Origin of the sequence: Rhodanobacter thiooxydans, assembly GCF_021545845.1 — a bacterium.
Lineage (GTDB): Bacteria > Pseudomonadota > Gammaproteobacteria > Xanthomonadales > Rhodanobacteraceae > Rhodanobacter.
In genome coordinates this window covers 1,390,800-1,411,174 of sequence record NZ_CP088923.1, presented here as the reverse complement: position 1 = coordinate 1,411,174, position 20,375 = coordinate 1,390,800, and the positions used below count along the sequence as shown (strand labels likewise).

Annotated in this window: 21 protein-coding genes and 1 pseudogene; 12 read left to right on the top strand and 10 right to left on the bottom strand. The window is 67.5% G+C overall.

The window, feature by feature from the left end; all coding sequences use genetic code 11:
• Positions 1–69 precede the first annotated feature (69 nt).
• Both LRK53_RS06140 and LRK53_RS06135 read left to right on the top strand, forming a co-directional pair.
• On the top strand, positions 70–1,710 hold the full coding sequence (locus LRK53_RS06140; protein ID WP_027493525.1) for an acyl-CoA dehydrogenase family protein: 1,641 nt from the start codon (positions 70–72) through the stop codon (positions 1,708–1,710).
• 360 nt (positions 1,711–2,070) lie between these two features.
• Positions 2,071–2,562, top strand: coding sequence for an asparaginase domain-containing protein (locus tag LRK53_RS06135; RefSeq protein WP_027493526.1), 492 nt, complete (start codon positions 2,071–2,073; stop codon positions 2,560–2,562).
• A 93-nt stretch (positions 2,563–2,655) separates the two neighbouring features.
• Here LRK53_RS06135 and LRK53_RS06130 read toward each other — a convergent pair whose 3' ends face one another.
• Positions 2,656–4,779 (bottom strand): M4 family metallopeptidase, encoded by a 2,124-nt coding sequence (locus LRK53_RS06130; protein ID WP_027493527.1) that lies wholly within the window; start codon positions 4,777–4,779, stop codon positions 2,656–2,658.
• Positions 4,780–5,290: 511 nt separating this feature from the next.
• A complete protein-coding gene (sufT, locus tag LRK53_RS06125) occupies positions 5,291–5,848 on the bottom strand; it encodes a putative Fe-S cluster assembly protein SufT (protein WP_027493528.1) in 558 nt (185 codons plus the stop codon).
• 193 nt (positions 5,849–6,041) lie between these two features.
• Between sufT and LRK53_RS06120 the strand changes: the two genes are divergently transcribed.
• The gene (locus LRK53_RS06120; RefSeq protein ID WP_027493529.1) at positions 6,042–6,470 is read left to right on the top strand and encodes a hypothetical protein; all 429 of its coding nucleotides are present in this window, start codon (positions 6,042–6,044) and stop codon (positions 6,468–6,470) included.
• Between the two features lie 141 nt (positions 6,471–6,611).
• Here the strand turns inward: LRK53_RS06120 and LRK53_RS06115 are convergent, their stop codons facing one another.
• Together LRK53_RS06115 and LRK53_RS06110 are read right to left on the bottom strand one after the other, a co-directional pair.
• A complete protein-coding gene (locus tag LRK53_RS06115; RefSeq protein WP_027493530.1) occupies positions 6,612–8,069 on the bottom strand; it encodes an NAD(P)(+) transhydrogenase (Re/Si-specific) subunit beta in 1,458 nt (485 codons plus the stop codon).
• Positions 8,069–8,374, bottom strand: coding sequence for an NAD(P) transhydrogenase subunit alpha part 2 (locus LRK53_RS06110; protein ID WP_027493531.1), 306 nt, complete (start codon positions 8,372–8,374; stop codon positions 8,069–8,071). Before LRK53_RS06110 ends, LRK53_RS06115 begins: the two co-directional genes overlap by 1 nt.
• Positions 8,375–8,524: 150 nt before the next feature.
• Here LRK53_RS06110 and LRK53_RS06105 point away from each other — a divergent pair, with 150 nt between their 5' ends.
• Genes LRK53_RS06105 through LRK53_RS06095 form a run of 3 tightly spaced genes read left to right on the top strand, consistent with a single transcriptional unit; the run spans position 8,525 to position 10,074 of the window.
• Positions 8,525–9,109 (top strand): RNA polymerase sigma factor, encoded by a 585-nt coding sequence (locus LRK53_RS06105; RefSeq protein ID WP_027493532.1) that lies wholly within the window; start codon positions 8,525–8,527, stop codon positions 9,107–9,109.
• Complete coding sequence (locus LRK53_RS06100; RefSeq protein WP_027493533.1) at positions 9,106–9,531, top strand: hypothetical protein; 426 nt, start codon at positions 9,106–9,108, stop codon at positions 9,529–9,531. Before LRK53_RS06105 ends, LRK53_RS06100 begins: the two co-directional genes overlap by 4 nt.
• A gap of 3 nt (positions 9,532–9,534) precedes the next feature.
• Positions 9,535–10,074, top strand: a complete 540-nt coding sequence (locus LRK53_RS06095) for a DUF3106 domain-containing protein (RefSeq protein ID WP_027493534.1) — start codon at positions 9,535–9,537, stop codon at positions 10,072–10,074.
• Between the two features lie 220 nt (positions 10,075–10,294).
• Here LRK53_RS06095 and LRK53_RS06090 read toward each other — a convergent pair whose 3' ends face one another.
• Positions 10,295–11,398, bottom strand: a complete 1,104-nt coding sequence (locus tag LRK53_RS06090) for an NAD(P) transhydrogenase subunit alpha (RefSeq protein WP_027493535.1) — start codon at positions 11,396–11,398, stop codon at positions 10,295–10,297.
• A 125-nt stretch (positions 11,399–11,523) separates the two neighbouring features.
• On the opposite strand from LRK53_RS06090, the gene cdd reads away from it, so the two are divergent.
• The 3 genes from cdd (at position 11,524) to LRK53_RS06075 (ending at position 13,473) form a co-directional block, all read left to right on the top strand.
• Positions 11,524–11,940 carry a cytidine deaminase gene (gene cdd / locus LRK53_RS06085; protein WP_027493536.1) on the top strand — a complete coding sequence of 139 codons (417 nt, stop codon included), beginning with the start codon at positions 11,524–11,526 and terminating at the stop codon, positions 11,938–11,940.
• Between the two features lie 61 nt (positions 11,941–12,001).
• Positions 12,002–12,571 carry a nitroreductase family protein gene (locus LRK53_RS06080; RefSeq protein WP_027493537.1) on the top strand — a complete coding sequence of 190 codons (570 nt, stop codon included), beginning with the start codon at positions 12,002–12,004 and terminating at the stop codon, positions 12,569–12,571.
• A 47-nt stretch (positions 12,572–12,618) separates the two neighbouring features.
• Positions 12,619–13,473 carry a 5'-3' exonuclease gene (locus LRK53_RS06075; RefSeq protein WP_051257627.1) on the top strand — a complete coding sequence of 285 codons (855 nt, stop codon included), beginning with the start codon at positions 12,619–12,621 and terminating at the stop codon, positions 13,471–13,473.
• Positions 13,474–13,756: 283 nt separating this feature from the next.
• On the opposite strand, the pseudogene LRK53_RS19400 reads toward LRK53_RS06075, so the two are convergent.
• From LRK53_RS19400 to LRK53_RS06055, 5 genes and pseudogenes are all read right to left on the bottom strand, one after another.
• Positions 13,757–14,015, bottom strand: a pseudogene (locus LRK53_RS19400) (HepT-like ribonuclease domain-containing protein).
• A 77-nt stretch (positions 14,016–14,092) separates the two neighbouring features.
• A complete protein-coding gene (locus LRK53_RS06070) occupies positions 14,093–14,509 on the bottom strand; it encodes a nucleotidyltransferase family protein (protein WP_235642563.1) in 417 nt (138 codons plus the stop codon).
• Positions 14,510–15,210: 701 nt separating this feature from the next.
• Positions 15,211–17,340 carry an alpha/beta hydrolase family protein gene (locus LRK53_RS06065; RefSeq protein ID WP_027493012.1) on the bottom strand — a complete coding sequence of 710 codons (2,130 nt, stop codon included), beginning with the start codon at positions 17,338–17,340 and terminating at the stop codon, positions 15,211–15,213.
• Between the two features lie 198 nt (positions 17,341–17,538).
• The gene (locus LRK53_RS06060; protein WP_037089858.1) at positions 17,539–18,402 is read right to left on the bottom strand and encodes a nucleotidyl transferase AbiEii/AbiGii toxin family protein; all 864 of its coding nucleotides are present in this window, start codon (positions 18,400–18,402) and stop codon (positions 17,539–17,541) included.
• A gap of 24 nt (positions 18,403–18,426) precedes the next feature.
• Positions 18,427–19,041 (bottom strand): type IV toxin-antitoxin system AbiEi family antitoxin domain-containing protein, encoded by a 615-nt coding sequence (locus LRK53_RS06055; RefSeq protein ID WP_027493013.1) that lies wholly within the window; start codon positions 19,039–19,041, stop codon positions 18,427–18,429.
• A gap of 267 nt (positions 19,042–19,308) precedes the next feature.
• On the opposite strand from LRK53_RS06055, the gene mntA reads away from it, so the two are divergent.
• From mntA to LRK53_RS06040, 3 genes are all read left to right on the top strand, one after another.
• Positions 19,309–19,695: a type VII toxin-antitoxin system MntA family adenylyltransferase antitoxin gene (gene mntA, locus LRK53_RS06050; protein ID WP_037089861.1), complete on the top strand. Its 387-nt coding sequence runs from the start codon at positions 19,309–19,311 to the stop codon at positions 19,693–19,695.
• Between the two features lie 109 nt (positions 19,696–19,804).
• On the top strand, positions 19,805–19,999 hold the full coding sequence (locus LRK53_RS06045) for a type II toxin-antitoxin system RelE/ParE family toxin (protein ID WP_037089862.1): 195 nt from the start codon (positions 19,805–19,807) through the stop codon (positions 19,997–19,999).
• Positions 19,965–20,309 carry a HigA family addiction module antitoxin gene (locus LRK53_RS06040; protein WP_081666623.1) on the top strand — a complete coding sequence of 115 codons (345 nt, stop codon included), beginning with the start codon at positions 19,965–19,967 and terminating at the stop codon, positions 20,307–20,309. Before LRK53_RS06045 ends, LRK53_RS06040 begins: the two co-directional genes overlap by 35 nt.
• Positions 20,310–20,375: the final 66 nt, after the last annotated feature.

Sequence of the window (20,375 nt, the reverse complement as noted above, 5' to 3'; positions counted from 1 at the left end):
TAATGCCAGCGCGGCGCATCGAACGCCGCACGCCTATACTTGACACCTCAACTCTGGACGGAGCGCGCCATGGCTTTCCTGCAGGATCCGCCGCAACTCCCCCATCCGTATCGCAGCGACCGCGTTCTGCTGGCCCTGCTCGATCGCGCACTGCCCGCCGACCGCCGCGCCGCGCTGGACGCCGACCTGGCCGCACTGGGCGATTACGCGCAGATGGCTTGGCGACGTGCGTGCACCACGACGCCGCGCAAGCCGGTACTGACGCCATGGGATGCATGGGGTCGCCGCATCGACCGTATCGAGCTGACGCCGGCGTGGCAGGATGGCGCGGCGATGACGACGCGGCACGCGGTGCTCGCCGCCGGCCACGCGGACAGCGAGCATGCGCGGCTGGAAGAGTTTGCCCGCGTCTATCTGTATCACCTCGCCAGCGAGTTCTACACCTGCCCGCTGGCGATGACCGACGGCGCGGCCACCGCGATCAAGGCCTCCGGCAACCGCGAGCTGATCGAGCGTGCGTTGCCGCGTTTCCTCAGCCGCGATACGGCCACGTTCTGGCTCAGCGGGCAATGGATGACCGAGAACGTCGGCGGTTCCGACGTGGGCCACACCGAAACCGTCGCGCGGCAGGATGCGAGCGGCCAGTGGCGGCTGTACGGGCGCAAGTGGTTCAGCTCGGCGGTGGTCGGCGAGGCCGCGCTGGCGCTGGCGCGACCGGAAGGCTCCGGCCAGGGCGGTGCCGCGCTGGCGCTGTTCTATGTCGAGACGATGGACGGCGAGCGACGCAAGCCAGAGCTGGTGATCGACCGCTTGAAGGACAAGCTCGGCACGCAGGAACTGCCCACCGCGGAGATCCATCTGGACGGCCTACCCGCGTGGCCGCTGGGCGAACTGGCCCACGGCGTGCGCCAGGTGACGCCGGTGCTCAACATCACGCGCACCTGGAACGCGGTCTGCGCGGTCGCCAGCATGGCGCGTGCGATCGGCCTGGCGCGCGACTTCGCCGAGCGCCGGCGCGCGTTTGGCCGTCCGTTGATCGAGCAGCCGCTGCACGCGCAGACGCTGGCCGACATGCAGGCGGAGTTCGAGGGCGCATTCGCGCTCGCGTTCGAGGTCACGCATCTGCTCGGCCGCGTCGAACAGGGCGCGGCCGCGCCGCACGAGGCGGCACTGCTGCGCCTGCTCACGCCACTGGCCAAGTTGTGGACCGGCAAACTGGCGGTGCAAATCTGCTCGGAAGCGATCGAATGTTTTGGCGGCGCCGGCTACATCGAGGACACCGGCCTGCCGCAACTGCTGCGCGACGCGCAGGTCTACCCGATCTGGGAAGGCACCACCAATGTGCTGTCGCTGGACAGCCTGCGCGCACTGGTTGGCGACGGCCTCGACGCGTTGCGCACGGCCTGCGCCGGCTGGCTGGACGGCAACGACGACATGCACGCGGCCAACGCGATCCGGCAGACGCTGGACGCGGCGGCGCGCTGGCTCGACCAGCATGCGACCGCGCGCGACACGCTGGAAGCCGGCGCACGCGGCCTCGCCTTCACCCTGGCGCGCTGCGCCGGGGCGGCGCTGCTGGCGCGCCAGGCGCGCTGGTCGAGCCGCCACGGCGACCGGCGACCGGCCGCGGCACTGCACCGCTTCGTCGGCCACGGCCTCGACCGGCTGGTCACGCCAGACACGGACAACACCGCATTGCTGCTGAGCTAGCGTATGGCGTAGGGCGGGCACCGCCCGCCGCCCTTCCACGCGCATCGCCACGAACCAGAATCAAAAGCCGGCGGGCCGTGCCCGCCCTACGAACTGCGCTGACAATTTTCGAAGTTGGGACGAGCACCACGGCCACGACCGGCCGCCACCGGATGCTCCAGGCCACCCCTGATTTTTCCAGGCCCCCGAAACCTGTAGGAGCCCGCTCGCGGGCGATGCTTCTGCTCTTGCGAATCCCGAATCCCGAATCCCGGCCTTCAAAGCATCGCCCGCCAGCGGGCTCCTACAAGAAAATGCTGCGGCAAGCGTTCCACATGCGCGCGGGCTAAAATGCCGCCATTCCCTCCACGGCCCACCGACATGCAGCATCTGACCATCGTCACCACCGGCGGCACCATCGACAAGATCTACTTCGACGACAAGTCGGACTACAAGATCGGTGCGCCGCAGATCGGCGAGATCCTCGGCCAGCTCGGGGTGGCGTTCCAGTTCGACGTGATTCCGATCCTGCGCAAGGACAGCCTGCACATGGGCGCCGAGGACCGCGCGCTGGTGCGCTCGACGATCGAGGCGCAGCCGCACCGCCACGTGCTGGTCACCCACGGCACCGACACCATGGTCGAGACCGCGCGCGAGCTGGCGAACATCGAGGGCAAGGTGATCGTGCTGACCGGCGCGCTGAACCCGGCGCGCTTCCAGGGCTCCGATGCGGTGTTCAACATCGGCTGCGCGGTGGCGGCGGTGCAGACCCTGCCCGACGGCGTCTACATCGCGATGAACGGCCGCGTGTGGGACCCGGCCAAGGTACGCAAGAACCGCGACGCCAACCGTTTCGAGGAAGTTACCGGCTGAGCCGCCCCATGAAAAGGGCCCGGTCGATCCGACCGGGCCCGGGGTGCAGCTCCTTGAGTAGAACGGCGAGCCGTCCCTGGTCCGTCAGGGGGCTTACCAGGTGGCTTTCAGCGACACGCCGGAGAACGACGAGTAGCCGCGCACCTTGATGTAGTACGTACCCGACGCCGCGGTGAACGAGCAGCTCTCGTTGTTGCCGGTCAGGTACGGGCGGCAGTCGTAGGTGGTGGTGGTCGGGGCCGAGCCCTTCCTCACGTACAGGTCGGCATCGCCGGTGCCGCTGGAGATCGCGATGGTCAGGTTGCTGCCCGTCGGCACGGTCACCGTGTAGCTCAGCTCCTGCCCGGCCGAGCCGGCCAGGCCGGTCACCGGTACGCCGTTCTGCAGGCCGCCGGTGCTGCCGCCGGTGCTGTAGGACGCCTTGACGGTGACGCCGGAGTACGCCGAATAGCCATGCACCTTGATGTAGTACTTGCCGGCGCTTGGCGCAGCCACGCTGCAGCTTTCCGCATTGCCGGTCTTGTACGGGCGGCAGTCGTAGCTGGTGGTGGTCGGCGCGCTGCCGAACTTGGTGTACAGGTCGGCGTCGCCGGTGCCGCCGGAGATCGACATCACCAGGTTGCTGGCGCCGGTCGGCACGGTGATGAAGTAGTCGTTGTCGCCGCCCGCGGCACCCGACACGCCGGTGACGCCGACGTTGTTCTGCAGCTCGGTGGTGGTGCTGCCGCCACCGCCTGCGCAGGCCACGCCCACGCCGGTGAACGCGGCGGTCACGTCGCTCTTGTTGTAGACCAGATCCTGGGCCGCCGACTCCACGCCGCAAGCGCCGGAGTTGAAGGTGGTGGTGGCGTTCCAGTAGACCTTGTTGGCCAGCGCAAAGACCTGGAAGGCCTTCTTGGTATCCCAGCCGGCGGTCTTGGCGAGCAGGCAGAACGCCTTGTTGTACACGCCGCTGCTGTAGTGCACGTCCATGGTGGAAGTGAAGTTGGCGGCGTTGTCGATCGAGCTGCCGTCCTGCGTCGGCGTGCACATCCAGCGCAGCGCGGTGCCGGTCTTCATGATGTCGGCGCCGACCAGCCAGTCGTTGCTGCCGCGGTCGTAGAACTCGGCCGCCTCGCCGGCGATGTCCGAATAAGCCTCGTTGATGCCGCCCGACTGCCCGGAGTACTGCAGCGCGGAATGCTGCTCGGTGTAGCCGTGGCTGATTTCGTGGCTGGTCACGTCCAGCGACACCAGCGGGTAGAAGGTGCTGGCGCCGTCGCCGAAGTACATCGCGGTACCGTTCCAGAACGCGTTCTCGTAGCTGGCCTTGTAGTGCACGTTCATCACCAGCTGGAAGGTCAGTGGTGCCACGCCGACGTAGGCCGTGTACATGTCGTGGGTCACGCCGCCGAAGTGGTGCGCGTCGTTGACCGGCGAATAGGCGCCGTTGATCGCGTCGGTGTCGCTGTTCGGGCAGGTGAAGCTGGCCACCGAGCCGGTGGTGCCCTGGTGCAGGTTGTTGGTCACGACGTCGGTGTTCTGCAGCGTGCAGGTGCTGCCGGACTGGGTCACGTTGAGCGCCGCGTAGTTGGTGCCGTAGACGTACCTGCCGGTCTTGGTGTTGCCGCCGGGACCGGTGGCGGAAGCATCGGTCAGGCCGTTCCAGCTCTGGATCACCTCGCCGGTGTTGGCATCGACGATCGCGGTCGGACGCGACGGATTCGCGCCGTCGACGAAGTAGGACACGCGGTAGACCAGGCGGGCCGCGCCATTCTCCTGCGGGTACACGAACAGGTCGGTCTGCTGGTTGCTGATGGTGGCGCCACCGATCAGGGTGGTGTGCGCGTGCGACTTCAGCGCCGAGATGGCACGGTCACCGCTCAGTCTGGGCGCAACCGAGGCCAAGCCAACCTGGTCTTCCTGCATCAGCTCACCGGTGGCGCGCAACGCGTTGCCATTGGCGTCCTGCACCACGGCAATGCTGCGGCCGTAGACCGGCACGCCGCGGTACATCTGCTGCTGGCGCACGACCTGGTGCCCGTTGGCAATGGCGGCCGCGCCACGCGGCGCCAGCGACATGTTCTGGCCAAGGTTGAGCTGGGCGGCCAGCGAGCTGACCGGTACCGCACCGAGATTCTGTGCATGCAAGGTCTTCGTGTTGGCAGCCGTGGCCACCGAGGCGGCAGCCATGCCGACGGCGGCCACCAGCAGCTTCAGACGGTAATGATTGGGCATTGAAAACTCCTAGACAATTTTCTCGGGACAAACGGGCCCGATGCGGCCACGTAGACCCCATGCAGAATTGCCGTGCAAGGCACGGCCCCTTATTTGGTGCTGTCTAGCGATCCCCAGATACGTCCGGATCGGCTGCCACCCCCTGGCATTCCGTTGCATGGGCAGCGCGTGGACGCGTAGTTGCAAGACGGCGATGACGCCGCCAAAGGATCATCCGTCAACCTCCCCGATGACGAATCCGCCTACGTTATTCCTTGCGGACCACCGCAACAATCTGACTTTTTCCTACGCCGGGTGATGGCAATCACAAGAACGCACGCTGGATGCGCCGCGGCACCAACGGTCGGCGGCACACATGCGCCGCGTGCCGGCGCTGTTTTTGCGCGTGGTGATGCGAACTTGCGTGCGGCGAAGCCGCGGAGCGCCGGCAACTACACGGCGCAAGAAGACGCGGCACAGAAGCCCGCAAGTGTTCCGACCAGTGCGCCGGCACCACGGCCGGCGGACGGATTCACAGCATGCCGGTCTCGAGCTTGGCCGCGTCGGACATCATCGAATGCGTCCATGGCGGGTCGAACACCAGGTCCACGTCGGCTTCGGCGATGGTGGGGATCATCTCCAGCTTGGTGCGCGCGTCGTCGACCAGGATGTCACCCATGCCGCAGCCGGGAGCGGTCAGGGTGAGCTTCACGTAGACCTTGCGCTCGCCGGACGCGGTCTGCTCCAGGCTGAGGTCGTAGACCAGGCCCAGCTCGACCACGTTCACCGGGATCTCCGGATCGAACACCGTGCGCAACTGGTCCCACGCCAGTTTCTCCACGTCCGCGTTGGTGGCGTCCGCCGGTACCTCGATCGGCGCCGGCCGTTCCTTGCCCAGCGCATCGGCATCGTCCCCGGCGATGCGGAACAGGTTGCCTTCCACGTAGACGGTGAAGCTGCCGCCCAGGGCCTGGGTGATGTAGCCGATCTGCCCGGCCGGCAGGGTGACCTCGTCGCCTTGCGGCACCATCACGGCGCTGCAGTCGCGCACCAGGGTGAAGGGTTCACTGCTTAGACTGAAACCGCTCATGCCAACGCCAATCCTGTCTCTGCGGGCACCGCCTTGCGCCGAGCCCAGGTTGCCTATTATGCCGCCGGCTGCGCGGGGCCGCTTGTCCCAGATCAGGGCGGAACCCGCCGAAGCCAAGGGGCGACACGTTATGATGGGCGCTTTATCCGGCGGAAGAACGCATGCGCCCTGCCCTCCCGATCCGTCGTTGCCGATGAGCGTGCGCACCGTCGCGCTGTCGGTGTTCGCGCTGTTCAGCGCCGTCATGCTGGGCCTGGCCGCCGGCGCCGTATGGATGGTGGTGGCGCTGTACCTGCGCCACCCACTGCCGTGGCTGGCGTTGCCGATCGGCGCGCTGCTGGCGTGGATCATCCGCGCCAGCGTGCGCCCGGCGGGCCGGTTCGCGGCGTCGCTGGCCGCGGGCGCCACCGCGCTGGCCGCGCTGTACGTCAACATGCTGGTCGCCGGCGTGCTGATCGCCGGCAACATGGGCATGGGCCTGATCGAAGCGATGCGCACCGCCGGCCTCGGCATGCTGTGGCAGCTGACCCGCATGGCGCTGTCGCCGGCGGACCTGGCCGGTGCCGCACTGGGCATGCTGCTGGCCGCATGGCTGGCCTGGCGCCGGCCGCGCCGGGGTTGATGACAAGGCGAAACGCGGCAGGCTCAACCGCGTAGGGCGGGCGCCGCCCGCCGCTCTTGCCGCATCCATCCAAAGGCCGGCGGGCAGTGCCCGCCCTACACCGCAACTCCGCAGGAAGCGCGCAGGTGCACCGCGCCTACCTCAGGCGTCGATTTCCTTCAGCGCCGCCACCAGTTCGCCCACCGCCGCCTGGCCGTCGCCGTACAGCATGCGGGTGTTGTCGGCGTAGAACAGCGCGTTCTCGATGCCGGCGAAACCGGTGCCCTTGCCGCGTTTGATCACGATCACGTGCTTGGCCGCGCTGACATCGAGGATCGGCATGCCGTAGATCGGCGAGGCCGGGTCGGTCTTGGCCAGCGGATTGACCACATCGTTGGCGCCGATCACCAGCGCCACGTCGGTGGCGGGGAACTCCGGGTTGATGTCGTCCATGTCGGCGATCAGGTCGTACGGCACGCCGGCCTCGGCCAGCAGCACGTTCATGTGGCCGGGCATGCGGCCGGCCACCGGGTGGATGGCGAACTTCACCTTCACCCCGCGCTTGATCAGCAGCTGGGCGAACTCCCACACCTTGTGCTGCGCCTGCGCCACCGCCAGGCCGTAGCCGGGCACGATCACCACGCGCTCGGCGTAGGCCATCATCACCGCCGCGTCGCTGGCGTCCACTGGCTTCTGCGCGCCGCTGATCGCCTGCGCCTCGCCGCCGGCCGCGCCGAAGCTGCCGAACAGCACGTTGCCGATCGAGCGGTTCATCGCCTTGGCCATCAGCTGGGTCAGCAGGGTGCCGGCCGCGCCGACCACCATGCCGGCGATGATCATCGCCTCGTTGCCCAGCACGAAACCCTCGAACGACACCGCCAGGCCGGTGAACGCGTTGTACAGCGAGATCACCACCGGCATGTCGGCGCCGCCGATCGGCAAGGTCATCATCAGGCCGAACAGCAGCGCCAGCGCGAAGAACGTCGCGATCAGCGCCGGGCTGGCATGGCCGGTGGCCAGCAGCACGCCCGCGACCACCGCCGCCGCCAGCAGCAACAGGTTCACCGCGCGCTGGCCGGGGAACACGAAGCGCTTGTCCATCCAGCCCTGCAGTTTGGCGAACGCGACCAGCGAGCCGGAGAAGCTCACCGCGCCGATCAGCGCGCCCAGCACACCCAGCGCCAGCTCGGTCGGCGACAGCGTCGGCGGCAGGCCGTTCACTGCCCAGGCTTCCGGCCGCAGCGGCGAGGTATCCGGCACCACATGCAGCAGCCCCGACGAACGCGCGTAGCCGATCAGCTCGACCGCGCCGATCGCCGCCGCCGCGCCGCCGCCCATGCCGTTGTACAGCGCCACCATCTGTGGCATCGCGGTCATCGCCACGCGCCGGCCGGTCCACCACGCGGCGCTGACGCCGATCAGCACCGCGGCAATGATCAGCCCGCGGTTGTGCATGTCCGGCAGGAAGAACGTGGCCAGCACCGCCAGCAGCATGCCGTAGCCGGCCCAGACGATGCCGCCGCGCGCGGTGCGCGGCGAGCTCATGCGTTTCAGGCCGAGGATGAACAGCAGCGCGGCGAGGAAGTAGCACGCCTTGATCACGGTGGGTAGCCAGCTCATCACTTGGCCCCCTTGCCGGCGTCCGGCTTGCTGGACTTGAACATCTCCAGCATCCGCTCGGTCACCACGTAGCCGCCGGCGGCGTTGCCGGCGCCCAGCAGCACGCCGATGAAGCCGATCGCGATCTCGAACGGGGTATTCGCGTGGCCTAGCGCGATCATCGCCCCGACCAGCACAATGCCGTGCACGAAGTTGGAGCCGGACATCAGCGGCGTGTGCAGGATCACCGGCACCCGCGCGATGATTTCATAGCCGGTGAACGCGGCCAGCATGAAGATGTACAGCGCCAGGAAACCGTCGATCATGAGCCCACTCCCCTTCAGAGCCGCCCGCCAGGGCGTCGAGTTCGCATCATACGGGTGCCGGTCAACCCGTGCGAGCCTGCCGCGTTGAACCACGGGAATCCACCGCTGGAGCCCGAGGATGCTTCACCCGATGCTGTGGCCGACGAATCCATGAACGGCGTGGCCGGCACGCTCGGCACGGACCTGCTGGGCGAGGCCCGCGAAACCCCTGCCACGCTGGACGCGTTCCTGGCGCAGGTCGAGCGGCGCGCGTTCCGCATGGCCGAGCTGCAGCTGCGCCACCGCGAGGACGCCATGGACGCGGTGCAGGACGCCATGCTGCGGCTGGTCAGGCATTACCGCGACAAGCCCGCCACGGAGTGGGCGCCGCTGTTCTGGGGCATCCTGCGCCGGCGCGTGGTCGACCTGCAGCGCCGCCGCAAGGTGCGTTCGATCGTGGTGGGCTGGCTCGGCGGCGGCCGCGACGACGACGGCGGCGAGCTGCCCGCCTGGGAGCCGGCCGATCCCGGCCAGGATCCGCTGGGCCGGCTGCACGACGTACAGTCGTATGCGGAACTGGTGGCCGCGATCCGGCAACTGCCGCAACGCCAGCGCGAAGCGTTCATGCTGCGCATACTGGAAGGGCTGGACGTGGCCGAAACCGCCCGCGCCATGGGCTGCTCCGAGGGCAGCGTGAAAACCCATCTGTCGCGCGCGATGCACCACCTGCGCGACCAACTGGAGGATTGGCGATGAACTCGCCCGATAGCAGCAGGCCCGATAACAGCAGACACGACAACGGCGGGCCCGACCGGCAGCTCGAACAGCACGCCCGCAAACTCTGGCGCGAGGCTGCGCAGCGCATCGACCCGGGCACGGCCGGACGCCTGCGCGCGGCACGGCGACAGGCGCTGGAAACTGCGCAGACCCCGGCGCGCCGCGCCGTGCGCTGGCTGATCCCCACCGGTGCGTTCGCCGTGATCGCGCTGGCGGCGGTGATGGTGTGGCAGCAGCCCTTGCCGCAGCACACCCCCACCACGCTGCACGCCGCCGGCAGCATCGACGAGGTGGACACCGAACTGCCGCCTGACGCCGACAAGGCCGACCCGAACCTCTACCAGAACCTCGATTTCTATGGCTGGCTGGCCTCCACCGGTAACCATACGGCGGCCCGCTGAGCCATGATCCGAATTCTCCGCCCGCTCCTGCCGCTGCTGCTGGCCGCCCTGCTCGGCGGCGTTGCGACGCCATCGCTGCATGCGCAGGAGGCGCCAGTATCGCCGCCGCCCGCTGGCGACATGCCGGCGCCGCGCCCGTGGAGCAGCCTCGACTCAAGCCAGCACGAGGTGCTGGCGCCGCTGCAGAAAACCTGGGACAGCATGTCGCCACGCAAGCAGTCGCGCATGCTCCAGCGCGCCGAGCACTGGGTTACCCTGCCGCCGGAACGGCGCGAGGAAATCCGCCAGCACATCACCCGCTGGCAGCAGATGACGCCGGACGAACGGCGCCAGGCACGCGAGAACATGCACAAGTTCCACCAGTTGCCGCCGCAGCAGCGCGAGCGGCTGCACGCCACCTTCGAGCATTTCCAGCAGCTGCCGCCCGATCAACGCGAGAAACTGATCCGCGAATGGCACGCGCTGCCGCCCGCCGAACGCCTGCACTGGGACGAGCACCACGGCCACGACCGGCCGCCACCGGGTGCTCCAGGCCACCCCTGATTTTTCCAGGCCCCCCGAACCCTGTAGGAGCCCGCTCGCGGGCGATGCTTCCGCTCTTGCGAATCCCGAATCCCGAATCCCGAATCCCGGCCTTCAAGGCATCGCCCGCGAGCGGGCTCCTACACACCGGTTCGGGCGCTGCCCCTACGGTGCCGCGAAGCACGTAGGGCGGGCACTGCCCGCCGGCATGTGACGGCAAGAGCGGCGAGCCGTGCCCGCCCTACGAAACGGTGAAACGCGTCTCGCCGGCGTGGGTGAGGCAGCTCTTCGCCACCAGCTCGTCGTCGAAATCCGGCTTCAACGCGCCGTCGTGCAGCAGCAGTTCCAGGAAGTTGAACACGTTGCGCGCGTACATCTCCGATGCATGCAGCGGCGCCCCGGCCGGCAGGTTGAGCGGGCCCAGGATCACCACGCCGCCGTGCTCGACGCGCTCGCCCGGCCGGGTCAGCTCGCAGTTGCCGCCGCTCTCGGCGGCCAGGTCGACGATCAGCGCACCCGGCTTCATGCCCTCGACCATCGCCGTGCCGAGGATCTTCGGTGCCGGCCGCCCCGGCACCGCCGCGGTGCTGACCACCACGTCGAACGATTTCAGGTGCTCGGCCAGCGCCTGCTGCTGCGCGGCGCGTTCCTCCGCCGACAGCTCGCGCGCGTAACCGCCGCTGCCGGCGGCGCTGACGCCAAGATCGAGGAACTTCGCGCCCAGCGATTCCACCTGCTCGCGCGTTTCCGGGCGTACGTCGTAGCCCTCGGTCTGCGCGCCGAGCCGGCGCGCGGTGGCGATCGCCTGCAGGCCGGCCACACCGGCGCCGATCACCAGCACCTTCGACGGCCGGATGGTACCGGCGGCGGTGGTCAGCATCGGGAAAAACTTTGGCGAGGCCTCGGCCGCGATCAGCATGGCGCGGTAACCGGCCACCGCCGCCTGCGAGCTCAAGACGTCCATCGCCTGGGCGCGGGTGGTGCGCGGCAGCAGCTCCAGCGAGAACGCGGTGAGCTTGCGTGCGGTCAGCGCGGCGATGCGGGCGGTCGCGCCGTAAGGACGCAACTGGCCGACCACCACGCTGCCTTCACGCAGGCCGGCGAATACCGCATCGTCCGGCGGCAGCACGCAGGCCAGCACGTCGGCCTGCGCCAGCACACTGGCGGCATCGGCGAACTCGGCCTCGGCATAGCTGGCGTCAGGAAAACCCGCGGCACGCCCGGCGTCGTGTTCCAGCAGCACGCGCAGGCCCTTGCCGCGCAGTTTCTTCGCCATCTCGGGCGTGATCGCCACGCGCCGCTCCCCGGCGGCGGTCTCACGCAGGGCGGCTACAGTGATCGGCATGGTGCTGTCCCCTCGGCAGTGGTCCGGCCATCTTAGCGGCAGTGGCGGCCTTTGATCCGAACCGATCCGAAAGAGTAAGCTGGCCCGCCGGCAGCGACTGGCCGGGGTCATCGCCGGAGATCCCGATGCCCGCCATGCCCGACGCTTTCCACGACCTGCTGGCCCTGGCGCGCAGCGCGCGCGAACAGGCCTATGCGCCGTATTCGAACTTCCTGGTCGGCGCCGCCCTGCTGACCCGCGACGGCCGCCGCTTCAGCGGCTGCAACGTGGAAAACGCCTCCTACGGCCTGTGCAACTGCGCCGAGCGCACCGCCCTGTGCAATGCCATCGCCGCCGGCTGCCGCCCCGGCGACTTCGCCGCCATCGCGGTGATCGCCGACAGCGATGCGCCGGTCAGCCCCTGCGGCGCCTGCCGCCAGGTGATGGCCGAACTGTGCGGCGACGCCATGCCGGTGCTGCTGGCGAACCTGCACGGCGATACCGAGCAGACCAGCGTGGCCGCCCTGCTGCCCGGCTCGTTCAAGTTGCCGTTGTCGGCCTGACGGTTCGCGCGGAACGGCCGCGCCGGCTAGCATGGGCATTCCCCGGCGAAAGTACCGCTCCATGTCCGCTGCCCTGTCCCTGCTTCAGCAACGCCATTCCGTACCCTCGCGCCAGCTCGGCGAGCCGGCGCCGGACGAGGTCACCCTGCACGAGTTGCTGGCAACGGCGATCCGCGTGCCCGACCACGGCAGGCTGGTGCCGTTCCGGCTGATCCGCCTTGAAGGCGCGGCGAAGCTGGCGTTCGGCGAGCGGCTGGCGGCGATCGCCATCCGCAATCACCCGGAGATGTCCGAAGCCAAGCTGGAGAAGGAGCGCACCCGCTATATCTTCGCGCCACTGGTGATCGCGGTGGTCGCACGCCTGCACGCCGACAGCACGGTGCCCGAGATCGAGCAGAAGCTGTGCGCCGGCAACGTCGCCTACAACATCCTGCTCGGCACCTATGCGCTGGGCTACGGCGGCCAATGGCTGACCGGTTGGGCCGCCTACGACCGCGAGGTCGCCGGCGTCCTCGGTCTGGCCGACAACGAGCACGTGGTCGGCTTCGTCCACCTCGGCACGCCGCAGATCGACGTGCCCGATCGCGAGCGCCCGGCGCTGGAGGAGTTGCTCTCCACGTGGGCACCGTGAGCGCGCCGGTGAACGGACGTCCAGCCGTCCATCTGATTGATGGCAGCATGTACGTTTTCCGCGCCTGGCACTCGATGCCGGACGAGTTCTTCGACGCCGACGGCCACCCGGTCAACGCAGTGCACGGCTACACCCGCTTCCTGTGCGAACTGCTGGAACGCGTGCAGCCCGAACACGTCGCGGTGGCGTTCGACGCCTCGCTAACCAGCTCGTTCCGCAACGCGATCTACCCGCCGTACAAAGCCAACCGCGAATTGCCGCCGCCCGACCTGGAGCGGCAGTTCGTGCAGTGCCGCGCGATCACCGAGGCGCTCGGCGTGCACCTGATGATCGACCACAGTTTCGAGGCCGACGACCTGATCGGCAGCACCGTGTGGAACCTGCGCGCGCAGGGCTGGCGCAGCGTGATCGTTTCCGCCGACAAGGACTTCGGCCAGCTGCTGGGCGAGCACGACGAGCAATGGGACTACGCCCGCGGCCTACGCTGGGGGCCGGCCGGCGTGCACGAGAAACTCGGCGTGCACCCGCACCAGGTGGCCGACTACCTGGCGCTGTGCGGCGACAGCGTGGACAACATCCCCGGCGTGCCCGGCGTCGGCGCCAAGACCGCCGCCGCCCTGCTCAGCCACTTCGGCAGTCTCGACGCCCTGCTCGACCGCGTCGACGAAGTCGCCTTCCTGCGCCTGCGCGGCGCCGCCACCTGCGCCGCGAAGCTGCGCGAGCACGCCGAACAGGCGCGGCTGTATCGCCGACTCACCCGCATTGCGCTGGATGCTCCGGGGGCCAGCACTGTCGAAACGCTGCAGCGCCAACCTCGCCAACCCGACCAGCTCGAAGCCCTGTGCGAACAACTCCGCCTCGGCGCCTTCACCCGCAGCCGCCTGCGCGCGCTGCTGCGCTGACGCTTTTCCCCACCAGGTAGGGCGGGCACCGCCCGCCAGCTCTCCACCTGGCCATGCGCCCCGACAGCGGCGGCGGGCGGTGCCCGCCCTACGAAACTAACCGCAAGTCCAGAAGAGCACCCCCACCCAACCTTCCCCTGCGGTGCAGGGGGAGGGGCCAAACCCCTGCAACCTTGCTCCCTCCCCTGCATCGCAGGGGAGGGTTGTGACCGAAGGGAATCCCTTGCGGAGGGTGGGGCGCTTTTGATCCTGTCATGCTCCACAAAAAAAGCGCTCGGACGAGCTACGCCTCGTCGGCAGGATTTGCCGTAAGCATCTCGCGCACAGCGGACTCCAGGGGTGGGAGGTGTTGCTGCACCACCATCAACACAGTCTGCGCATCGATGTCACCCAGATAGTTGTGCACCAGGATGTTGCGAAAACTGCTTCCAGGGAATGGCCGGATATTGGGCCTTGACGACCTCGGGCAACTGCTGGGTGGCTTCCGACAAGGTTTGCAGATTGCGCAGACTGGCGTCGTACAGCACCTCGTCACGCGTCAGGTCACCGCGCTGCTGGATACGGTCGATTTTTCCGATGGTATCCAGAATATGTCTGGCATAGGCCTGTCATGCCTTACTCACAGATCGACCGCCTCTTGCAGCACGCGCGCCCGAATATGGCGGTTCAACTCGTGCTCGGGAATGACGTCCAACTGGCGCCCGGTAATCTCGGCCAATCGCTCGGCCAGCGGCAGGCGCTGTGCGAACAAGTCATAACCCCGGGGAAAATCGACCAGGAAATCGATGTCGCTGTCCGGCCGCTCCTCGCCCCGAGCCACTGAACCAAACACACGAATCCGCCGCGCACCATATTGACAGCACGCGGCATGGATCGCGTCCTTCTGTGCGTGCAGCGCATCGAGCAACATGACTGACGTTCCTGTAACCAAGGCTTGGCCCGTGCAACGGCCTTGATCGTACTGCATGCCTTCCGCCACCTGCCAGTCGTCGCATGAGGGAAGGCCCAGGCAGGAGAAGCCAACCTGAAGCCGCACGCCTTGCTCCCTCCCCTGCATCGCAGGGGAGGGTTGGGGTGGGGTGCTCTTGACCTTCTTCGCCAGCCCGGAGCCACCCCCTCCTAACCTTCCCCTGCCTTGCAGGGGGAGGAACCGAGAACCTGCATCGCCGCGGCCTTGCTCCCTCCCCTGCATCGCAGGGGAGGGCTGGGGTGGGGTGCTCTTGATCTTCTTCGCCAGCCCCGGGGCCACCCCCTCCTAACCTCCCCCTGCCTTGCAGGGGGAGGAACCGAGAACCTGCATCGCCGCGGCTTTGCTCCCTCCCCTGCATCGCAGGGGAGGGCTGGGGTGGGGTGCTCTTGATCTTCCCGCCAGCCCGGAGCCACCCCCTCCTAACCTCCCCCTGCCTTGCAGGGAGAGGAACCAAGAATCTGCATCGCCGCGGCCTTGCTCCCTCCCCTGCATCGCAGGGGAGGGTTGGGGTGGGGTGCTCTTGATCTTCTTCGCCAGCCCGGAGCCACCCCCTCCTAACCTCCCCCTGCCTTGCAGGGGGAGGAACCGAGAACCTGCATCGCCGCGGCTTTGCTCCCTCCCCTGCATCGCAGGGGAGGGCTGGGGTGGGGTGCTCTTGATCTTCTTCGCCAGCCCGGGGCCACCCCCTCCTAACCTCCCCCTGCCTTGCAGGGGGAGGAACAAAAACGGCGGCTCGGAGGCCGCCGTTTTCATCAACACCACCTCGCTCAGTGCGAGGCGGCTTTCGGAGCGTTCTTCGCCGTCCACTGCTTCAGCCAGGCGTTCACCGCGTCGTGCCACTGCACGCTGTTGTGCGGCTTCAGTACCCAGTGGTTCTCGTCGGGGAAGTGCAGCAGCTGGCTGGGGATGCCGCGGCGCTGCAGCGCGGTGAACGCGCCCAGGCCCTGGGTGTCGGGGATGCGGAAATCCTTCGCCGAGTGGATCACCAGCATCGGCACGCGCCAGTCCTTGACGTGGTTGAGCGGATTGAACTTCTCGTAGTTCTCCGGGTGCTCGTACTGGGTGCCGCCGTTCTCGCGCTCCTCGAACCACAGCTCCTCGGTGTCGTAGTACATGGCGCGGGTGTCGAACACGCCGTCGTGGTCGATCAGGCACTTCCACGGCTGGTTCCACACGCCGGCGATCCAGTAGGTCATGTAGCCGCCGTAGCTGGCGCCGAGCGCGCAGGCGCGGTCGCCGTCGAGGAAGCTGTATTTGTCCAGCGCAGCCTTCCAGCCCAGCTTCAGGTCTTCCAGCGGCTTGCCGCCCCAGTCGCCGGAGATCGAGTCGGTGAACGCCTGACCATAGCCGGTAGAGCCGTGGAAGTTCACCGTCACCACCGCGAAGCCCTGGCCGGCGTAGGTCTGCGGGTTCCAGCGATAGCTCCAGCCGTTGCTCATCGCGCCCTGCGGGCCGCCGTGGATGATGAAGGCGACCGGGTAGGTCTGCCCTGCCTTGTAGTCGACCGGCTTCACCACGTAGCCCTGCACGGTCTCGTTGTTCCAGCCCTTGAAGGTGAAGAACTCGGCGTCGCCCACTTTCGCGTTTTTCAGGTCCGCCGCATTGAAACGGGTGACCTGCTTCAGACCGCTACCGTCGGCGGCGGCAAGATAGACGTCGGCCGGTCGCTTCAGGTCGTCGCGGCTCAGCAGCAGCTTGCCGGCGGCCAGCGAGAAGCCGCCCACCGTGCCCTCGCCGACCAGCTGGCTGACCTTGCCGCTGGCCGTGTCGATCGCGAACAGCGGGTGCTGGCCGTTGTCGTCGGCAGTGGCGTACAGGGTCTTGCCGTCGGCGGAAATCGCCAGGCCGCCGGGCGAGCGGTCCCAGTGCGGATCGACTTCGTGGCGACTGCCGCTGGCCAGGTCCAGCGCCATGATTGCGAAGCGGTCGGCCTCGAAGCCCGGGGTCTTCATCGCCAGGTAGTACAGCGTCTTGCCATCCGGCGAGGCCACCGGGTAGGCGTCCCAGGCCTTGTTGTCGGCGGTGAGGTTCTTCGGTGCAGCCGAACCATCTACCGGCACGCTGTACACGTCGAAGTTGGTCGACCACGGCTCGCTGCGGCCGGCGATGCGCACGTTGAGGTACACGGTCTTGCCATCCGGCGCGAAGCTGAACTCGCCCTCATCGCCGAACGGCTTGCTCGGCACGTCGCCATCGAGGCCGCGGCTCAGCAGCTTCGGCTCACCGGAAAGCTGGCCCTTGCCGTCGAAGCGGGCCACGAACAGCTGGTTGCGCCGGCCGTCGGCCCAGGTATCCCAGTGCCGCACGAACAGCTTGTCGTACAGCGTGCCGCTGGCCTTGTCTTTCGTGCGCGCGTCGACGCGCTGCTGGGTGCATGCCAGCGTGGCGCAGTCGGTGAACACCTCATACGACAGCAGCACCTGCTTGCCGTCCGGCGACAGCTTGTAGCCGCCCAGGTCCAGCACGCCGTGACTGACCTGCACCGGCGTGGCGTGCGTCGCCAGGTTCAACCCGCCCTTGCCGCCCAGGTCCACCCGCCACAACTGCGCCACGTCCTTGGCCGGCGCCACGAAATACAGGCTGCGCCCATCCGCCGACCAGCGCGCCGAGCCGCCCTTCTCCACCACCTTCACCGGCTGGCCGCCTTTGGCCAAGTCCAGCACGTAGACCGCATTGACACCCTTGTTCGCCGCGTAGTCGGTGCTGCGCACGCCGAACGCCGCGTAGCGCCCGTCCGGCGACAGCTGCGGGTCGCTGACCCGATCCATCATCACCAGGTCGCGCACGTTGAAGGCGTGCGTGCCCTCGGCCTTGACGAAAGTGGTGTCCACGACGTCGCCCGCCAGCGCAGGCGCCGCTACCAGCGCGAGCAGCAGCGCGGCAATCAGAGGTCTCATGGGGTGGTTCCTTGGGTGGTCAAAGCGGTGACGGTAAGCGCCAGAGTTTTCTCAGGCAAGTTTTGTCCAGGTAATCACCGGCAGGAACCCGTCTTTTGCGTGGTGAATTCCCCTCCACTTCAAAGCAGCCCCCGGTAACGATCCCAAAACCCGTCGCCGGGAGGCCCGAGACTCCCGCGCATCTACGATCAAACCGGCTCATGCCGACGGTCCCCTTGCCATGTCTAACGGTTGCGCCAGCGCAGTCCGCAGTTCCCTGATCACGTCGGCCAAGTCCGGCGCGTCCAGCCGATTCTTTCGCAGAAATGCCTGCCATTGGCGCTGCTTGCCCGCATCGGTCGCAAAGAGGTCGCTCAGCCCCGCCGGCCAACCGTCCGGCAAGGCCGTGCCGCGGCGCCCGAACGTGGCAGCGATCGCACGCCCCAGCAACGAGGTATCCAGACTGCCCTCGCCCAGCAGCAGCCACAGGTCGAAATAGTCCTTCAGGCGCGTATTGGCCATGCCGAGCACGCACAGTGCCTGCAGCTTCTCGGCACACACCGTGTACTTCGGGTAGGCACGCAGCTGCGGTGCAGGCAAGTCATCCAGCAGCACCGGGTATGTCACCGCCAATGCGGCCGGCGTCACCACATCGCCAAAGCCGACATCGACCTGCAGGCTCAGCACGGCAGCATCCAGCGTGGCCTGTATCTCGATCCGCACCCCGCTGTAACCGGCCTGCTTGCGGATCACCTCGCCACGAATCGAGCGGGTATCGAAGCGCATGCCGTCATCGCAGGCCACCGCGCAGACCTGACGGAATACGGCCACCACCGGATCGACATCGGCGTCGCCAAAGCCGAGCAGGTCTGCGTCACGGGTAGGCCGATGCGGCAGCTCATGCCACAGCAGGAACAGCAACGCCCCCTTGAGCAGAAAATTCGGCGCGTGCGGCGACACCGACAATCGGTACAGCAGCCGCTCCAGTCCGTAGCGCGTCAGCAGCAGGTTGTAATCCTCTTGCGTGGCGTCGGCCCGGTTTTTCAGCCGGGCACGTACCGAGGCGGCCACGTTTCGGCTCATGCACACCGCCCCATGCCGCCTGGCTTACGCATCCAGCGCCTCCAGATACGGCCGCATCACGTTGTGCACGCGGTCGATAGTGGCGTAGTGCCACAGCTCGTCCATCGTTACCCGGCGCGCGCGCCAGGCCTCACCCAGCGCCTCCAGCGCCACATCCAGACCGATCTTGTTGCGGTACTTGAAGCAGTCCGCCACCGTCTTGCCCAGGTTGAACACCGACACGGCGACACCATCCACGTCGACCTGCTCGATTCCCTCGCTCAACGCACTACCCGACATGCGCACTACCCTCAGCGCCGGCTGCTTCAGCCGCGGCGTCGGCATGGTTTGCGGGATAGCCAGCCACACCTCGAACGGTGCCTGGGTGCCGATCCCGTGCAGGCGCAGCGCCGACAGCAGACACACCACCCCGCGCGGCACGCGAATTGCCACCTCGGCCAGTGAACGGTGCGCGCTGATCGCGCGTTGCGGCAGGCTGTATACCCCGCGCGCCACCCGTTGCAGCTTGCCAGCCGCCACCAGCCGGCTCAGCGTCATCGTGGGCAGCCCATGTGCCGCCAGATCGCGCGCGCGCAGCAGAGGCTGCTTGCGTGCCAGCGCCAGTATCTGTTTTTCGTGATTGAGCGGAGGCTTGGTCATGGACGGCAGCATGTTGTGTTATTTATGCAAATGTCAACGCTTATAGCGCATTTGCAACACGACAGACCCCAGCCGGCACCGCGGCAGACCCCATCGTGCATCCGCCACCATCCGTGGTCAGTCACTGACCCGGCGCCACCTTGGCCATGTCAGAGTTGTGGAACTTTTTGGCAGCGGCGCACTCGATCCCAACCTGTGCCGTCTTGCTGGCCCGTTGCATCCTTCTGGTGGACAATGTGGCCTATAGCTTCAGGCCACAGAGGTCCCATGATGTCCATCGAACAAACGATTGCCGTCTTGGCACGCTACCCCGACATCGAACTGGCCATCGTGTTCGGTTCGGTGGCCCGTGGCGAGGCGCGCCGCGACAGCGACCTGGACATCGCCATACAGAAACGCGCTCCGTTGAACGCCTCCGAGAAAATGCAGTTGGCTGCCGACCTCGCCGTCGCCACTGGTCGCCCCGTGGACCTGATCGACCTGCATACCGTAGGCGAGCCGCTGCTCGGGCAGATACTCAAGCACGGCAGAATGATCCGCGGCGAAGCGGCCGGAATGACCGGACTCATGCAGCGGCATGTGTACGCCATGGAAGATTTCATCCCCTACGTCGAACGGACGCTCGGCGAGCGCCGACACGCATGGATCGGCTGATCGTCACACGCAAACTCGATTCGCTCCGCTGCTGCCTGGTCCGGGTGCGCGAACGGTGCCCTGCCGATGTGGCTACCCGGCCGGCAATCCCGGTCTGCAGGACATTGTCGTGTTCAACTTGAGCCGTGCCGTACAGATCAGTGTGGATCTTGCCATGCACGCGTTGTCGCCGGGCAATCGCCTGGAAGCACTCAAGGGTGACCGCTCAGGACAGCACAGCATTCGCGTGAACGATCGGTTCCGCCTCTGCTTCCGCTGGAAGAGCGGTGATGCCTACGACGTCGAAATCACCGACTATCACTAAAGAGACAACGACAACGGCCTCCACCTTGCTGCCCCCCGTCCACCCCGGCGAAATCCTCCGTGAGGAATTCATGTTGCCGCTGGCGCTTTCCAGCAACGCGCTCGCCCGTGCCATCGGCGTCACGCCGGCACGCGTCAACGACATCGCCAACGAGAAGCGCGGCATCACCGCAGACACCGCCCTGCGCCTCGCTCGCTACTTCGGCACGACAGCGGACGTATGGATCAACCTGCAAAAGCGGTTCGAGCTGGAAACAGCACGCCGCGAACTCGGCGACGCACTGGCCCGCATCCACCCGCGCGCAGCGTGATCTCCACTGAAAAGCTTCAGCCGTGATGCTTTTCAGCCCGAAGGGAAGCCAGCGGCCCGTGCCCAT

Coding starts and splice junctions, on each gene's coding strand:
- LRK53_RS06105 (WP_027493532.1), top strand. CDS start 8,525: ATGAACGGCGTGGCCGGCACGCTCGGCACGGACCTGCTGGGCGAGGCC.
- LRK53_RS06075 (WP_051257627.1), top strand. CDS start 12,619: ATGTACGTTTTCCGCGCCTGGCACTCGATGCCGGACGAGTTCTTCGAC.
- LRK53_RS06055 (WP_027493013.1), bottom strand. CDS start 19,041: ATGACCAAGCCTCCGCTCAATCACGAAAAACAGATACTGGCGCTGGCA.
- LRK53_RS06095 (WP_027493534.1), top strand. CDS start 9,535: ATGATCCGAATTCTCCGCCCGCTCCTGCCGCTGCTGCTGGCCGCCCTG.
- LRK53_RS06080 (WP_027493537.1), top strand. CDS start 12,002: ATGTCCGCTGCCCTGTCCCTGCTTCAGCAACGCCATTCCGTACCCTCG.
- mntA (WP_037089861.1), top strand. CDS start 19,309: ATGATGTCCATCGAACAAACGATTGCCGTCTTGGCACGCTACCCCGAC.
- LRK53_RS06110 (WP_027493531.1), bottom strand. CDS start 8,374: ATGATCGACGGTTTCCTGGCGCTGTACATCTTCATGCTGGCCGCGTTC.
- cdd (WP_027493536.1), top strand. CDS start 11,524: ATGCCCGCCATGCCCGACGCTTTCCACGACCTGCTGGCCCTGGCGCGC.
- LRK53_RS06040 (WP_081666623.1), top strand. CDS start 19,965: ATGCCTACGACGTCGAAATCACCGACTATCACTAAAGAGACAACGACA.
- LRK53_RS06130 (WP_027493527.1), bottom strand. CDS start 4,779: ATGCCCAATCATTACCGTCTGAAGCTGCTGGTGGCCGCCGTCGGCATG.
- LRK53_RS06065 (WP_027493012.1), bottom strand. CDS start 17,340: ATGAGACCTCTGATTGCCGCGCTGCTGCTCGCGCTGGTAGCGGCGCCT.
- sufT (WP_027493528.1), bottom strand. CDS start 5,848: ATGAGCGGTTTCAGTCTAAGCAGTGAACCCTTCACCCTGGTGCGCGAC.
- LRK53_RS06115 (WP_027493530.1), bottom strand. CDS start 8,069: ATGAGCTGGCTACCCACCGTGATCAAGGCGTGCTACTTCCTCGCCGCG.
- LRK53_RS06120 (WP_027493529.1), top strand. CDS start 6,042: ATGAGCGTGCGCACCGTCGCGCTGTCGGTGTTCGCGCTGTTCAGCGCC.
- LRK53_RS06060 (WP_037089858.1), bottom strand. CDS start 18,402: ATGAGCCGAAACGTGGCCGCCTCGGTACGTGCCCGGCTGAAAAACCGG.
- LRK53_RS06100 (WP_027493533.1), top strand. CDS start 9,106: ATGAACTCGCCCGATAGCAGCAGGCCCGATAACAGCAGACACGACAAC.
- LRK53_RS06135 (WP_027493526.1), top strand. CDS start 2,071: ATGCAGCATCTGACCATCGTCACCACCGGCGGCACCATCGACAAGATC.
- LRK53_RS06090 (WP_027493535.1), bottom strand. CDS start 11,398: ATGCCGATCACTGTAGCCGCCCTGCGTGAGACCGCCGCCGGGGAGCGG.
- LRK53_RS06140 (WP_027493525.1), top strand. CDS start 70: ATGGCTTTCCTGCAGGATCCGCCGCAACTCCCCCATCCGTATCGCAGC.